This is a genomic window from Bacillus sp. mrc49, from assembly GCF_002803435.1.
Genome location: NZ_PHNG01000690.1, coordinates 89,249 through 104,070, shown reverse-complemented (window position 1 = coordinate 104,070; position 14,822 = coordinate 89,249). Strand labels below are relative to the sequence as shown.

General features: G+C 43.0%; 14 protein-coding genes. 2 read left to right on the top strand and 12 right to left on the bottom strand.

Features of this window, described 5'->3' with window-relative positions:
- The first annotated feature begins 126 nt into the window (after nt 1–126).
- Complete coding sequence (locus tag CVN76_RS13830; RefSeq protein ID WP_100531735.1) at nt 127–1,002, top strand: helix-turn-helix transcriptional regulator; 876 nt, start codon at nt 127–129, stop codon at nt 1,000–1,002.
- A gap of 119 nt (nt 1,003–1,121) precedes the next feature.
- Here CVN76_RS13830 and CVN76_RS13825 read toward each other — a convergent pair whose 3' ends face one another.
- From CVN76_RS13825 to CVN76_RS13790, 8 genes are all read right to left on the bottom strand, one after another.
- Nucleotides 1,122–2,363, bottom strand: a complete 1,242-nt coding sequence (locus CVN76_RS13825) for an MFS transporter (RefSeq protein ID WP_100531734.1) — start codon at nt 2,361–2,363, stop codon at nt 1,122–1,124.
- 147 nt (nt 2,364–2,510) lie between these two features.
- On the bottom strand, nt 2,511–3,512 hold the full coding sequence (locus tag CVN76_RS13820; RefSeq protein ID WP_100531733.1) for a LacI family DNA-binding transcriptional regulator: 1,002 nt from the start codon (nt 3,510–3,512) through the stop codon (nt 2,511–2,513).
- A 204-nt stretch (nt 3,513–3,716) separates the two neighbouring features.
- Complete coding sequence (locus CVN76_RS13815) at nt 3,717–4,553, bottom strand: SDR family oxidoreductase (protein WP_100531732.1); 837 nt, start codon at nt 4,551–4,553, stop codon at nt 3,717–3,719.
- Nucleotides 4,550–5,626: a mannonate dehydratase gene (gene uxuA / locus CVN76_RS13810; protein ID WP_100531731.1), complete on the bottom strand. Its 1,077-nt coding sequence runs from the start codon at nt 5,624–5,626 to the stop codon at nt 4,550–4,552. The genes CVN76_RS13815 and uxuA overlap by 4 nt, the downstream gene beginning before the upstream one ends.
- Nucleotides 5,627–5,641: 15 nt before the next feature.
- Nucleotides 5,642–6,265, bottom strand: coding sequence for a bifunctional 2-keto-4-hydroxyglutarate aldolase/2-keto-3-deoxy-6-phosphogluconate aldolase (locus CVN76_RS13805; protein WP_100531730.1), 624 nt, complete (start codon nt 6,263–6,265; stop codon nt 5,642–5,644).
- Nucleotides 6,262–7,293 carry a zinc-binding alcohol dehydrogenase family protein gene (locus tag CVN76_RS13800; RefSeq protein ID WP_100531729.1) on the bottom strand — a complete coding sequence of 344 codons (1,032 nt, stop codon included), beginning with the start codon at nt 7,291–7,293 and terminating at the stop codon, nt 6,262–6,264. The genes CVN76_RS13805 and CVN76_RS13800 overlap by 4 nt, the downstream gene beginning before the upstream one ends.
- A gap of 8 nt (nt 7,294–7,301) precedes the next feature.
- Nucleotides 7,302–8,312, bottom strand: a complete 1,011-nt coding sequence (allD, locus tag CVN76_RS13795) for an ureidoglycolate dehydrogenase (RefSeq protein WP_100531728.1) — start codon at nt 8,310–8,312, stop codon at nt 7,302–7,304.
- A gap of 27 nt (nt 8,313–8,339) precedes the next feature.
- On the bottom strand, nt 8,340–9,296 hold the full coding sequence (locus tag CVN76_RS13790; protein ID WP_100531727.1) for a sugar kinase: 957 nt from the start codon (nt 9,294–9,296) through the stop codon (nt 8,340–8,342).
- Nucleotides 9,297–9,674: 378 nt separating this feature from the next.
- Here CVN76_RS13790 and CVN76_RS13785 point away from each other — a divergent pair, with 378 nt between their 5' ends.
- Nucleotides 9,675–10,589 (top strand): DMT family transporter, encoded by a 915-nt coding sequence (locus tag CVN76_RS13785; RefSeq protein WP_100531726.1) that lies wholly within the window; start codon nt 9,675–9,677, stop codon nt 10,587–10,589.
- 191 nt (nt 10,590–10,780) lie between these two features.
- Here the strand turns inward: CVN76_RS13785 and sat are convergent, their stop codons facing one another.
- The 4 genes from sat to CVN76_RS13765 form a co-directional block, all read right to left on the bottom strand.
- Nucleotides 10,781–11,962: a sulfate adenylyltransferase gene (gene sat, locus CVN76_RS13780; RefSeq protein ID WP_100531725.1), complete on the bottom strand. Its 1,182-nt coding sequence runs from the start codon at nt 11,960–11,962 to the stop codon at nt 10,781–10,783.
- Between the two features lie 58 nt (nt 11,963–12,020).
- Complete coding sequence (gene cysC / locus CVN76_RS13775) at nt 12,021–12,617, bottom strand: adenylyl-sulfate kinase (protein WP_100531724.1); 597 nt, start codon at nt 12,615–12,617, stop codon at nt 12,021–12,023.
- Nucleotides 12,618–12,630: 13 nt separating this feature from the next.
- On the bottom strand, nt 12,631–13,485 hold the full coding sequence (locus tag CVN76_RS13770) for a sulfite exporter TauE/SafE family protein (RefSeq protein ID WP_100531723.1): 855 nt from the start codon (nt 13,483–13,485) through the stop codon (nt 12,631–12,633).
- A gap of 366 nt (nt 13,486–13,851) precedes the next feature.
- Nucleotides 13,852–14,568, bottom strand: coding sequence for a glycosyltransferase (locus tag CVN76_RS13765; protein ID WP_100531722.1), 717 nt, complete (start codon nt 14,566–14,568; stop codon nt 13,852–13,854).
- Nucleotides 14,569–14,822 lie beyond the last annotated feature (254 nt).

The window sequence follows — 14,822 nt, the reverse complement described above, 5'->3', positions numbered from 1 at the left end:
ATGCCCAAGCTTGTAGAAAGCCCTTTCATTTTCTAGTTTAACATCAATAATTGAAATAAAAATTGCGTTTTTTGCTATAAATATACTCATTTTTGATATATGATACCTTCAGGAGCTGAATGAAATATGAACAAATCTAAAAAAGTACTTGGCCATGATGCATTATTCCCATTTGCTTTCCTCTTTCAAGATACAAAAAGCCCGCAGAATGAGTTGTCAGATCATATGCATGACTTTTATGAAATCGTCTATGTATATAGCGGCAAAGGAACCTTTTTCATTGGTGATGTGTTTTATGATATGCAGCAAGGGGATGTATTCCTGATTCCCAACAACACCATTCATAGGGCAATGCCTGATAGGGCCGATCCGGTTACTTCAACGATCACCTTTTTCAGTCCGACCTTACTATATAAAGGCATGATGGATGATCCTTTTTCATATTTACACCTGTTTGACCTGGTGAAAAAGCGAAAGAAACATAAAATATCCCTGCCAAAAAACGAACAATCAAGATTGGAGGAGCAGCTGCTCAACATTCATCATGAAGCAACCAGCGACGCATTGGGCTCAAGGCATGCCTGCATTCTCACCGTTCATCAGATTCTGCTGGATTTACATCGAGTAATTGCCAATGATGAACAAGCACCCTATATTGGACATACATATAGTCCAGAATGGATCCAAGCGATCTTGATCCATATCAATGACAATTTGAGTGAACCATTGACCCTGACTACGCTGGCCGGCAAAGCCTCGGTCAGCCCCTCCCATTTCAGCAGGGTTTTTAAGGAAACGACGGGAATCGGGTTGGTGGTATATTTGAACATGAAAAGAATCATCAAAGCGAAAGAATTGTTATCGGGAACGGATCTGACCGTTTCCTCCATCGCGGAAATGTGCGGCTTTGAAAGCATGCCTCAATTTTATCGGACCTTTAAAAAATACAATGATAAAACACCTGCAGTATTTCGAAAAGGAAAATCGAATGGGCTAAGATAAAGATTCCAGCCTATACCCGGATAGACAGGCCCGTCCCCGCCAAGAATGGGCCGGCTACGTAAAATGGAAGTGTCCCCCATCACATATCATTTGGGAGACACTTCCATTCTATTAATCCACTATGCTGGTTTTACGATCGGACGGACAAAGCGAATGACTGCAAGCGAGGCAAAAATAGCTAATCCTCCAGCCAGCAAGAAGGCTACCGTGTATGTACCTGAAGTATCGACAATGTATCCCGTTAAAGTCGGTCCAATGATTCCTGCTGTATTGGCCAGGAAATGCATGAATCCGCCAACAGAGCCAACGTTATCAGGATCCACCACGTCATTAATGATTGCCCAGTAAATGGCACCTGTTAAATATAAGAAGAAAACAGATAGTGCCACCAGCGTAACGGCAGACAACGTCGTCGTTACAATCCCTGCCAAGCCAATACAGACGGCAGATAGGAACAAACACGTTACAAGCACTAACTTCCTGGAGAATAAAACGCCCTTTTGTGCGAACTTCTTATAGAAGAAATCCGACACGAAACCTCCCAAAGCAAGACCTATGAACCCGAAAATCCAAGGAATCACCGTGATGATGCTCATGTTTTCCACGCTTAGACCACGAGCGTTGACCAAATAGCTTGGAAACCAGGTTAAAAAAAAGAACAAAATATAGTTATACGAAAAAAACGCGAGTGCTGTAAATAAAACGGTTTTTTGTTTTAGGTAAAACGTGAATTTCAGTTTTCCTTCCGTTGTTGCTGCTACATATTGGTTCCCTGGATTTTCCTGAGCGATCGAGTCATTTGGTTTTTCCTTGGCAAATTTCCACCAGAAAATCGCCCATATCAGACCGATGATCATAATGGCGATGAATGACACTCTCCACCCATAGGAAATCGCTATAAAACCAACAATCGGTCCTGCTATCGCACCGCCAAGCGGAGTACCGCTATTCGTCAATCCGATCACGGATGCCCGCTGATTGGCCGGGAACCAGTTATTCACCATTTTATTGATCGTAGCCGAAAGCGGCCCTTCGCCCATCCCAAACAAGATGCGGATGATGATCATACTGGCAAATCCCACGGCAAGTACAAGCGCACCGCTAAATAAGGACCAAACAATCATTGCCACGAAAAGCGTCAACTTTGCCCCCCACCTATCCGAGGCCATTCCTCCAAGGAAGTTGAATATCGCATATCCGACCGAAAAACTACTAAAGATAATCCCCATCTGTGTTGCTGTTAAAGATAAATCATCTTGAATGAACGGCGCCGCAATGGACAGTGCGGAACGATCCAAATAATTTATCACCCCTGCCAAGAACAAAAAAACAATGATCATTCCTCTACCATTTGAAAACATAAAGACCCCCCTAATACGTTTTCGACAATTGATACAGCTAAGTTGAAACCGTTTCCAACTTGATTCCAATTAAATGACAGACTAAATCGGTTTAGAACTCCAATAAAAAAGCGCTTTCTTTTTTTGGGGGAATTCGAGCTGCTGGCTCTAGCACGAATTCCTCATAAGCAAAGTCGGCTTCAAGCGATGAACGCTTGTGTCTTTTTTTTCTTCTTTATTGATTTGACTGAGCAGTAATTCGGCTGCCAAGTTGGCCATTTCAATCGCTGGCTGATCAATCGTCGTGATTGTCGGTGTATAAAAACTGGCATACGGTACATCATCGATACCGATAACGGCTATATCTGCGGGAATATTGATTTCGTGTTTTTTCATATATCGCAACACTTCATTCAGGACGATATCATTCCCTGCCAGTATCGCTTGCGGCCGCCTTTCCAAATCGAAAAATTCTGAAAGCGCAATTGGAATTTCATCTATATTGACGGTTTTTATATAATCCGAATTGGATGGTATTCCGTGTGAAGAGAGTGCATCTTTGTACCCCTGGATCCGCTCGATTCTTGGACTGATATCACGGATTATTGATGTGGTTATGATTGCGATATGTTCAATGCCCTTTTCAATAAACCGATCAACCGCAAGCTTTGACGCTAGATGATTATCCAGCATGACCGTTGCAATATTCAATTCTTCAATGGTCCTATCCATGAAGACAATCGGAAATTGGTCACTCTTCATGCGCTTATATAAATCGAGATTGTCTCCTGTCGGGAATATGATGATCCCGTCCACTTGTTTGGCTCTAAGCATTTCAATATAATTCTTTTCCTTTTCAGGATTGTCATCTGCATTGCATACGATGATATGGAAACCATGATCGTAGAAGTAGTTCTCTATCGCCCTAATCACTTGCGTAGAAAACGTGTGAAGGATATTGGCCACTACCACCCCTACGGTAAAAGTGGATTTTTGCTTTAAACTGCGAGCAAGGATATTAGGCTGATAGTTTAACTCTTCGATCGTTTCTTCGATCTTTTTCCTCGTTTTCTCGCTCATATACTCATATCTCTTGTTCAAGTATTGGGAAACCGTGCTTTTTGATACTTTTGCGTGATTGGCAACATCAGTGATTGTAATGGGTTTCATTTCGTTCATTCCTGTCGTGTGATTTCATTTATCTGCTAAATAGCCTGTAAATAAAATTGCTCAGATATAATGAATATTCTATTATAGAAAGTGATCGTTTACAATCAACTTCTTATGCAGTGAAATAAGCTCTGGTTTCCCCATACATTGAACGAATGACGCCTGCAAGTTCATGCCAATCCATCAATGCCATTGCTTTGGCATTCAGACGCCCGAGTAAGCCATGAAGCCCCCATCGACAGGCACCGTTATCCCAGTGACAAACCCTGAGTATGATTCATCTGCCAGCCAAAGTAAAGTACCAAGTAAATCCTCTGGCTGTCCAAAACGCTTCATCGGTGTTGCCGTAATGATTTTATTGGATCTAGCCGTCAGGCTGCCATCTTCGGTTAACAACAGATCTCGATTTTGCTTCGTCAGGAAGAATCCTGGAGCTATGGCATTCACTCGTAAACCCTCTTCGGCAAAATGAACGGCCATCCACATGGTGAAATTATTGATTGAAGCTTTTGCAGCACTATATGCCGGAACTTTTGTCATTGGAGAGTATGAGCTCATGGAAGACAGATTAATGATGGCTGGTGCTTCCGCTTGCAGCAGCTCTTTCCCAAAAACTTGACTTGCCAAAAATGCCCCTGTAAAATTACTGGAAAAAACTTGCGAGAAACCATTTTCATCCAAATCGAAAAACGATTTCCCTTCGGTTTCCTCGCCATATGTCTCAGGAGCTGTAATCGCATCTGGATGATTGCCCCCTGCTCCATTTATTAATATATCCACACGGCCGAACGTTTTTTTGATTTCCTCTCTTGCCTTTTCCAATGAGCTCCTGTCCAATACGTCGGTCGCGATCGATAGTGCAGTGCCGCCATCTCGTTCAATGAGCTCGACCACTTCCCGACCTTTTTCTGCCGTTCTGTTCAATATGGCAATCTTGATTCCGTGGCGAGCTAATTCTATTGCCATTTTGGAACACAATACACCGCTGCCTCCAGTGATTACCGCTACTCTGCTTGATAGGTTTTCATGGATGGGAATCATGAGCGGCCGCCTAATTTTGCAGCTTCATTGGCATCCCATAATCCAAGCAAATACATGATCCCTAAAGCCCGGTCGTATAATCCATAACCAGGACGGCAAACCTCTCCCCAAATATGGCGGCCATGGTCTGGTCTGACATAGCCCGAATAATGCTGCTTATTCAATTCTGCTACAACACCCTGTACGTTTATGGAACCATCCTGTGTAAAATGAGACGTTTCCACAAAATCACCGTTTTCATAGATCTTTACATTCCGGATATGCGAGAAAGGAGCACGGTACGCATACTTTTTAGCTACCTGAACCATATCATTTTCCGGGTTGGCCCCCATCGAGCCTGTGCACATCGTAAATGCATTTGATGGTGAATTCGATATCGAGATTAGTTTTTCATAACTCGCTTCCCCGGTAATGATTCGCGGCAAACCAAAAATGGACCATGGTGGATCATCTGGATGGATAGCCATTTTAATGCCTGATGCCTCTGCAACCGGTAATATTTCCTTAAGGAATATTTCCAAATTCGCCCACAGCTGTTCTTCATCCACGCGTTTATAGGCTTCGAACAATTCCGAAATCCGCTCCATTTTTTCTGGTTCCCAGCCTGGCAGCGTTAAATCCGAAGCTTCGGCTACCGTTCGGATCAACTCTTGCGGATCTAACGTATCCACTTTTCCCTTTTCATAAAATAATGCAGTTGAACCATCTTCGAGAGGATGGAACATTTCCGTTCGCGTCCAATCAAATATCGGCATGAAATTATAACAAATGACTTTTACGCCCACCTCTGAAAGGTTGCGGATCGTCTCTTTGTAATTCTCGATGTACTTCATGCGATCTTCATTGCCCAATTTAATCGATTCATGAACGTTAACACTTTCCACAACATCCGTGTGAAAACCAAAGGATTGGATATAGTCAATTTCCTTTTTGATTTCTTCCTTTTCCCATACCTCACCTACCGGTTTTTGGTGCAATGCCCAAACGATCCCTTTGACTCCGGGAATTTGTTTAACCTGCTCCAACGTGACTGTATCATTGTCCTTTCCGTACCATCTAAATGTAATATTCATCGTGCACCACCTCCATCATTCCGCAATTTTCTGCATGTATTTTTTACTCAATTCAACTACAGCGTCATAGCCGCCGCTCTTATAAGCTTTATTCAAGTCACTGCCAATCCCTGTCGCAAGTGCACCGGCTTGGAGCCAATCATTCATATTGTCCAGATTAACTCCGCCGGTCGGCATGATCCGTACATTAGGCAGCGGACCATTGACACTCTTGATGAATGAAGGGTCAAAATGGTTTGCCGGAAATAACTTTAACACATCACACCCTGCTTCAAGTGCTGTAGCCATTTCCCTTATTGTCATGCAACCAGGCATATATGGCACCCCATATCGATTGCAAAGCTTGGCAACACCCTCGACAAAATAGGGACTGACAATGAATTGGGCACCAGATAATATGGCATGCCGCGCCGTTTCCGAATCCAATACGGAGCCTGCTCCGATGAGGGCGTTCGTATTCACCAGGTGCTTGAACGCTTCTTCTATTTGCGGTGTTGTATACGTCAATTCAATTGCGCGTATACCGCCTTCGATAGCTGCTTTAGACAGCTGGGCAGCCTCCTCTGCATGCTGACCCCGAATTACCGCGACAACCTTCATTTCGGCTAGTTGATTGATTATTGAATGTTTTTCCATCATGCTCCCCCTTCATTGAATACGATGATCGCTTTGCGAACCTGTTCCGGATGGCTTTCAACAAAATTGAATGCCTCCTGGACATCCTCAAGGGAAAAAGTATGTGTAACTAATCCTTCTTGTCTGAGCTTCCCTTCATTTAACAGTTTGACCACTTTAGGGAACTGGTTGGTTTGCAGCCTGGAGCCCTTCACCGAAACTTCCTTTTTCGTGATGGGAAGCTGGGATATCGCTGCAGTGCGTTCATCAAAACCGAGCACGACAATCCTGCCTGCTGCAGAAACTACATTGAAGGACATTTCAAAGGTCATCGGTAAACAAACCGCATCAATGACGACATTGGCTCCTTCAAAGTCTGTCCATTCCTGCACTCGTGCTTGAACATCTTCTTTTCCGGCATGGACGGTAACATCAGCACCACTTTCTTTGGCGAATAACAATCGCTCTTCACTTAAATCCGTAATCATTACCGAAGCGCCTTGCAGCTTGGCCATCTTCAATATGCAAATTCCAATCGGTCCCGCTCCTTGGATAAGGACCGTGTCACCTTCCTCTACCTCGCCCCGCCAAACCGCCTGGGCACCGATTGTATATGGCTCAGCCAATACCATTTCCTCCCAAGCAATAGCGGAGTCGACAACGTGCAATTGTTTCTCGGGAAGGACGCACCATTCCCTCATTCCGCCCTCTTCATGTACACCGAATACAGATAATGTGTCACAAACATTTTGGCGTCCCTTGCGGCAGGCGTAACATGTTCCGCAATATCGAATCGGCTCTATGACCACGTGGTCCCCCACTTTAATGCCGACTACCTCTTCACCAATTTCCTCAACCTCACCTGCCACTTCATGTCCTACGATTCGTGGCAACGTTGCAAGGGGATTCGTACCATGGTAAATATGCATATCCGACCCGCAAATCCCGACCCTTTTCACTTTGACAAGAACATCCGTCGGGTTTGAAATCCGGGGCTTCTCCACTTCCTGTATGACCAGCTCATGTGCTTTCCGTACTTGAACCGCTTTCATTTTTTCACCTACTTTGTAAGAAATTCATAAACAGTCGAAGCTATCGTAATACCTTCTTTTAGGTTTTTTTCTTCATTGATTTGTTCAATTTCACCTGGGATGTATACTCGATCGAATCCAGGAGCAGGCTCAACCTGTTGCAATTCTTCGATCATTCGATCCATTTGCTCCAGAAATATATCCGAATCCGTAAAATAAGAAGGATTGATTACACAAAAGTAATGTCCAAGTTTCCGTTTCTTATCAAGATCATCATACATTTTCCCGATATGTGGTCCAAACGCTGCACCTGCCAATAATCCGGAAAATACATCGACAATCACGGATAGGCCATAACCTTTTGGGCCGCCGAAAGGGGAAAGGGAAACGACTTGATTTGGATCCGTCACAGGAGCCCCATTTTCATCGACTCCCCAGCCTTCAGGAATTTCCTTGCCTTCTTCTTTTGCCTGAAGGATTTTCCCCAATGCAGCATTTGAAGTTGCCATATCCAGGATGAAGGGCTTCTTACTTTTGGCAGGCACTCCGTATGCAATTGGATTTGTTCCTAGAAATGAAGTCTTTCCTCCGAATGGAACGACAATCTTATCCGTATGTGACATCGCAATCCCGATCAACTTCGCATCAGTTGCTTTTTGGACAAAATAGCTTAGCGCTCCGCAATGGCTGCTATTACATGCGGTCACCATCCCGATACCATTATTTCGTGCCATTTCGATTGCGTGATTCATCGCCTCTTCACCAATCACATGTCCGAATCCATCGTCCCCATCAACAACACCCGTAACAGGTCCAGTCTTTTCAAAGGATATTTGCGGATCAAGATTGATACCGCCGGCTTTTATCCGATTTACGTAATGCTCCGTTCGCAATACCCCATGCGAATTGACATTTCTTAGATCAGCATGAACCAGTACCTCTGCCACTTTTTCGGCACTTACTTCCTCCAATCCCGCTTCAGTCAATTTTTGTATGACCAATCGTTTGGCTTCCTCTGCTTGTATCGTTACTGTTGCCATATTCTCCCTCCTCATTGTTTCTATTGTCTATCTTTCAACAACTGCTTCTTTGCGGATGAACGGCAGTACTTCATCCAAGTATGGCAATCCTTCATTATCACCGGAAACAGTGGTGACAATTGCCCCGACGGCATTGGCGAATGTCAATCTTTCATCGATCGGTAATCCTTGCAGGTATCCGTATATATACCCTGCGTCATAGCCATCCCCAGCACCCACAGTGTCAACCGGCATAACTGGGAAAGCTTCTTTTTTATGCCATTCGCCCTTGTTATATAGTTTTGAACCGTTTTCCCCATCTTTGATGACAAGCTGTTCAACGCCATTTACTTTTGCGAATTCCGCCAAGGATTCCTCCGAGTCATTACCTGTAATCAGCCTTATTTCATCTAAACCTGAAAGCAAAATATCCACATAACCGAATAGATCTGAATAGACGGCTCTCGCTTCCTCGATGGACCAGAGCTTCAAGCGTATATTCGGATCGAATGAAACAGGGATGTCTTTTTGTTTCGCCATTTCCATGACACGCTTGGCTATATGTATATTCCTCGGATCTATCGCCAGAAAAACTCCAGTTAGATGGACGAGATCAATCCCATCAAACATGCTCCCTGTTATATCTTCGGGCTTTAAAGTCAAGATGGGTGATTGATGCCGGTAATAAAAAGTCTTTCCCGACCCATCCTCACGAATTTCTTTAAAGTTTAGAGATGTAGGATACCCGGATACAAAGGCAACGTCACTCACATCAATGCCTTCTCCACGTGCGAAATTATATATCACCCTGCCAAATTCATCATTTCCTAACCGGCTAAGCCATTTCACGCGCATGTCAAGTCTTGCACAGCCAATGGCAAAATTCAGCTCGGCCCCTCCTACTTTTCGCTCAAAACGGTTTACGAAGCGTAAAGGTCCTGTCTCTTCCGGATTTAGCGTAATCATGGCGTCACCCAGCGTTAAAACACCATATTTTGATGACAATGCAGTACCTCCTTCTTTCGGCCAATCACAAATCCAAGCTACTGTTGTGATTCAAACCGCTTTCGTTAGTAAATCGGTTTAGTGAAAAAGAATAATTTTACTAAACCGGTTTGGTAATTCATAAGGAAATTGTAAATGAAAACCCTACCAAAAACAATAGAAAAGTTAGATAATTTGAAATTAAATTTTTATTTGACACATTTACAGCTCTTTTCATGAGAAAAATAGGAATTAATCCATTTAATGGTAATGAAAATCATGGTTTCTCCCACGTTTTGAGTGATTAGCAGATTGTATTTTACATTATCCAGGTTCCTAACATTTACACTCTTTGCTATACTGAATCAATTGCTAAATAATTTGGAAGGGTTGTTTTGAATGAGTTATGTAAAAATTTACATGTTACTTACAGGCATCATGATCACCTGGGGATTAAACGTTTCCGTCCTTAAATTTATCGTTATGAATACGCAACCAGTAACCATAACAGCATTAAGGATCTTTACAGCTTCAGTTATCGTCATTCTTATTCTTTTTTATCTAGGCCTGATACGCCTCCCTAAGAAGAAGGAGCTATTTTACGTTTTTGGCGGAGCGTTATTGAGTGTCGTTTTTCACCATTATTTCTTAGCTGAAGGGTTAACAAGGACGTCCGGCTCCAATGCTGGGTTGATTTTGGGTATGGGACCGATATTGACAGTCATCTTGACCATGGTTTTCTTTCGCCAAAAACCTACATTGATCCGCCTTCTTGGTTTTCTATGCGGCGCTTTGGGCGTAAGCTTTACCGTCATGGCAGGAGGCGGTGGCGTCCATTCTATCAATCTCGGAGATGTCGATATCCTGTTATCCATCCTTTCACAGGCGCTGAGCTTCATTTTGATTAATCAAGCGGCGAAAACGATGGATCCACGGCTATTGACCGGCTATATGATGCTATTCGGTTCTTTCATTCTTTTTGCCATCAGCTTTTGGAAGGAACCGGACGGTTTATCTTCACTTGCCGCTGCCCCCCCTTCCATGTGGGGAGCTTTCTTCTTTTCGGCAATTTTTGCCACTGCGCTGGGGCATATGAGCTACAATTATGCTATTGGGCAGGTCGGTGCAGCGGAATCCTCCATATTTCTTAATTTAAATACCTTATTCGCATTGGTAGGGGCTGTCATTTTTCTGAAAGAAGCAATCCTGCCTTCACATTTCATCGGGCTGATATTGATCGTTATAGGCGTGTTGCTCGGTTCGGGAGTGACAGAAATGTGGATTCTCCAGAGGAAAAAACAGAAGGCTGCCTGATTGATTTCAGGCAGCTTACCTTTTGTACATTTTATAGGTCACTGTTTTACACAACAGGACCATACAAGAGATGGGTATGGTCTGTAAACCTGGAGTCCGAATTGATTTTTTCTAGTATTATTCATGGTTGGAAAGCTCGGGTTTTCATAGGTTTGTTAAGTGAGATATCCCAAGCAAGAATGCTGAATCGTTTACTTGCCTTTATCATTTAGCTTCATGCCTCTTATCAGTATTTCTGCCACTTCCGGACGGGTGAACTCCAACGGTGGAATCAGTCCCTTCCGCAACATTTCCCTGACTTTCGTCCCACTTAATATGAATCTATCTTCTTCTGTATGTGGACAAGTTTTCAAGGACGCCATATTCAAACACTTTTTACAGTAAAAGCTATGCTCAAAGAACAACGGTTTTATGCCAATCTTCACCGGGTCGAACTGGCTGAAAATTTCTTGGGCCTCATACGTGCCATAATAATCGCCAACACCCGCATGATCACGGCCAACAATAAAATGGGTGCACCCATAATTCTTGCGGACGATGGCATGAAAGACCGCTTCCCGAGGACCTGCATAGCGCATGGCAGCAGGATAAATGGCAAGCAAAACCCGATTCGTGGGGTAGTAACTTTTTAATAGGGCCTGATAGCTTTCCATTCGAATATTTGCTGGTATATCATCCTCTTTCGTCTCGCCGACCAGAGGGTGCAATAGGAGTCCATCAACGGTTTCCAAAGCTGTTTTTTGCAAATATTCATGAGCCCGATGTACAGGATTCCTCGTCTGAAAGCCTACCACCGTCTTCCAACCTAGTTCAGCGAACATCTTTCTTGTTTGTGCAGGATTCAAATGAAATTTTTCAAAGGGCTTATGTGAGGCCTTGTTTACGTGATGAATAGGTCCTGCTACATATATGTCCCCCTGACCAAACAGTTTTTTCACTCCAGGATGGTTATGATCCACTGTTTTATACACAAGTTTTGCTTCCTGATGTTTATCGTATTCAAATTTCTCTTCAACTAAAATGATGCCGGCAAACTCTCCTTCATCCGTGTATAACGCGACTTCATCGCCAATTTTCATTTGCCCTGCCTCTTCCTTCGTTACAGGGAGAGTGATGGGTATCGTCCATGGCAATCCGTTCGCTAAATGCATATCATTAATGACACTTTCGTAATCCGCTATTCCCATGAATCCAATTAGTGGACTAAACCCACCATTTGAAATCATTTCCAAATCAGACGCAATCCATTTAGATATTGTCAGTGAAAATAAGGATTCGCACATATCCAAATACTGTTTTCTGGCCTTTTCCGTTAATTCACGCTGGATCAGTTTGCCGCCATGCGGATCGATAGTGTTCCATTGAACATTCATATATAACCTCTCAATCATTTGATTTCATTCGTTTTATATGCTCCTTTTCAAACCGACATCACATACCATCATCGACTAAATAGTCGATGATTTGCTGCACGCATTCCTCTATCGTGTTCTGACTCGTTTCAATGATGATTTCCGGATTCTCCGGTTCTTCATAAGGAGCCGATACGCCTGTAAAGTGAGTGATTTCACCAATTCTAGCTTTCTTATACAATCCTTTTGGATCCCGTTCTTCACAGGCTTCAATCGGACACTTTACATATATCTCGATAAATTCATCGGTTTTCACCTTTTTTCTGACATCCTTGCGGTCATTGGCATAGGGAGATATGAATGTGGCCAATACGACGATTCCGCTATCAACAAAAATTTTGGACATTTCTCCTATTCGCCTTATATTCTCTTTCCGGTCATTCGCACTGAAGCCAAGATCTTCATTCAGACCATTTCGTAAGTTATCTCCATCTAATATATACGTCGAAATACCTTTTGCATGAAGCCTGGCCTCAACCATATTTGCGATGGTGGACTTACCTGAACCTGATAATCCTGTAAACCAAAGAATATAGCTTTTATGTCCGTGCAGCGCTTGCCTATGCTGTTTCGTAATTGAAAAAACATGTTTATGGATATTCTCATGTTGACTCACACTATTTCCCCTTTTACCGTTTTTTATTATTCCGGATGACAAAAATCAAGGAACCTGCCCACCCAAGCAATATCAGCAAATAAATGGCCATAGCCCAATAATCGACGCCACAAGTGACGATCAACGTTCGCGCATTCGTCAGAACGATGAAGCCCCCAACGAGGACACCCAATAAATGCGAAGGCAATTTTGTTACGATCCATGCAGCAATGGGAGCGGCAATGATTCCCCCAGCCATCAAGGAGATGACCCAAAACCAATTCACGTCCTGCCACCCCAGGGCAATGAGAAAACCAAGGGTTGCTGAAACGGCAATCGCGAATTCACTTGTATCAACGGTACCCACCACTTTTCTGGCAGGGACTCCTTTTTGTGATAGTAGAACTGGAGTGGTGATGGGTCCCCATCCACCCCCGCCGGTTGCATCGGCAAAGCCGGCTACAAGTCCCAATAGTACCGATTTTTTTCTTGAGAGATTAATTGATTTCTTTTCACTTGTTTTAGTCGTACTTAAAAAACGAAAAAGGACAAATGCGCCAAGAATCAGTAAAAACAAGGAAATATACGGTTTAATCACTTCACCAGGCAATTGACTTAAAAAACACGCTCCTGCAAATGCCCCGATCGATCCGGGGATGATCAATTTAAAAAGCGCGTTGCGATCGACATTCCCGAATTTCAAATGAGAAACGCCAGATGCCGCCGTTGTCACGACTTCCGCCAAATGGACGGATGCAGAGGCTACAGCCGGAGCGATTCCGAAAGTCAACAACAAAGAGGTGGATGTAACTCCATATGCCATTCCTAAAGAACCATCGATTAGCTGAGCCAAAAATCCAATAAACGCGAAAACAATAAGCTTTCTCATGTTATCCTCCTACAAAGCATTTCCTTTTTAAAGGAGCTGTTTCAATAACTTCAATCACAATCCAAGCCATTGGCGCTCGTCCGATGTCCATTACCCCATAACAAAACAAATGTCATCCCCGCCATATATGCAACTTCTATAAGATATGCAATCAAAGCTTTGGATGCTATAGACTTGTGTCTGAAAAAGAGTCAATGCATGAAGAAGGGCCACTCAATTCACTCAACAAAAAAAGCCCCTCAAGGGCCTTCTTTTCCAGTTTAGTTATCATGCAAGATGAAATGATGGATCCGGTATGCGAGTCCAAGGGAGACACCACCAGGCTAAAGCCCCCAACTATATGCCCCTTTGAGAAAGGCTATTTCCCTACTGGTTCCTCAGCTCCATCACTAACAATTGCTTCATTTTTGCATGATGTCGATTGACAACGAACCGATTTTCCCTTTTAATGCTGCCTGCATATTTCTTGGTCCCCATTTGAGTATGGATTCGATATTGTAATAACGGTTTGGGCACAAAGTGAAATTTGTAGTTTTGCATGATGCGCAGCCATAAATCATAATCGTGTGTGTATAGGAGGGCTTCGTCAAAAACCCCGATTTGCTCAAATATCTTTTTCTGAATCATGACGGAGCAGCCATTGATAATATTCCCCTTGATCATCGCTTTAATGAATTCAAGGCGTGTGGGCGGATTGATCCCAATGATCGGGGTGATGATTTCTCCGTTTTCATCGATGCAATAATAACTCGTATAGCTGAATTGGGCATTTTCCCTTTCCATTAAACGTAACTGGATTTCCGTTTTTTCCGGGTAAAAGATGTCATCAGAACTAAGCCAGCATAAATAATCACCTGTTGCATGTTCGATGCCAGTATTCAAGGCACTCGCTGTTCCGCCATTTTCCTTTTTGATAAATAGGATTTTATCTAGAAACGGTTCGATTTTTTCTGAATATAATGTAGAGCCATCATCAACTACGATTATTTCAATATTTTTGTAGGTTTGATTGATTAAACTCTCCAAAGCTTTTTCAATGTATGGACAATTGTAGAATGGAACAATGATCGATACTTTTGACATGTACGAACCGCCTTTCAAGTAATGATTGTCTAACCATGCGTTATGGATAGGGATGAACTCTTCCATGGTTATATTTATTTCACACGTATAAGATGTGTTCCATTCCCTAGTCTTGTCATTACTGAAATTAAAACGGCTATAAAACCATCATACATGTCATACGTATATTAGATGGTCGTATCCATTCGAATTGGAGGGATAGGTGGTTTGTTCAGATAATATGAAATTAAAAACCCAGAGCCCTGTTGCTCCAT

Bases quoted from the DNA above. Each gene is read 5' to 3' on its own strand.
- uxuA (WP_100531731.1), bottom strand. From the start codon at position 5,626: ATGAATATTACATTTAGATGGTACGGAAAGGACAATGATACAGTCACG.
- CVN76_RS13770 (WP_100531723.1), bottom strand. From the start codon at position 13,485: ATGAGAAAGCTTATTGTTTTCGCGTTTATTGGATTTTTGGCTCAGCTA.
- CVN76_RS13805 (WP_100531730.1), bottom strand. From the start codon at position 6,265: ATGATGGAAAAACATTCAATAATCAATCAACTAGCCGAAATGAAGGTT.
- allD (WP_100531728.1), bottom strand. From the start codon at position 8,312: ATGGCAACAGTAACGATACAAGCAGAGGAAGCCAAACGATTGGTCATA.
- sat (WP_100531725.1), bottom strand. From the start codon at position 11,962: ATGAATGTTCAATGGAACACTATCGATCCGCATGGCGGCAAACTGATC.
- CVN76_RS13820 (WP_100531733.1), bottom strand. From the start codon at position 3,512: ATGAAACCCATTACAATCACTGATGTTGCCAATCACGCAAAAGTATCA.
- CVN76_RS13765 (WP_100531722.1), bottom strand. From the start codon at position 14,568: ATGTCAAAAGTATCGATCATTGTTCCATTCTACAATTGTCCATACATT.
- CVN76_RS13815 (WP_100531732.1), bottom strand. From the start codon at position 4,553: ATGATTCCCATCCATGAAAACCTATCAAGCAGAGTAGCGGTAATCACT.
- CVN76_RS13800 (WP_100531729.1), bottom strand. From the start codon at position 7,293: ATGAAAGCGGTTCAAGTACGGAAAGCACATGAGCTGGTCATACAGGAA.
- CVN76_RS13825 (WP_100531734.1), bottom strand. From the start codon at position 2,363: ATGTTTTCAAATGGTAGAGGAATGATCATTGTTTTTTTGTTCTTGGCA.
- CVN76_RS13830 (WP_100531735.1), top strand. From the start codon at position 127: ATGAACAAATCTAAAAAAGTACTTGGCCATGATGCATTATTCCCATTT.
- CVN76_RS13785 (WP_100531726.1), top strand. From the start codon at position 9,675: ATGAGTTATGTAAAAATTTACATGTTACTTACAGGCATCATGATCACC.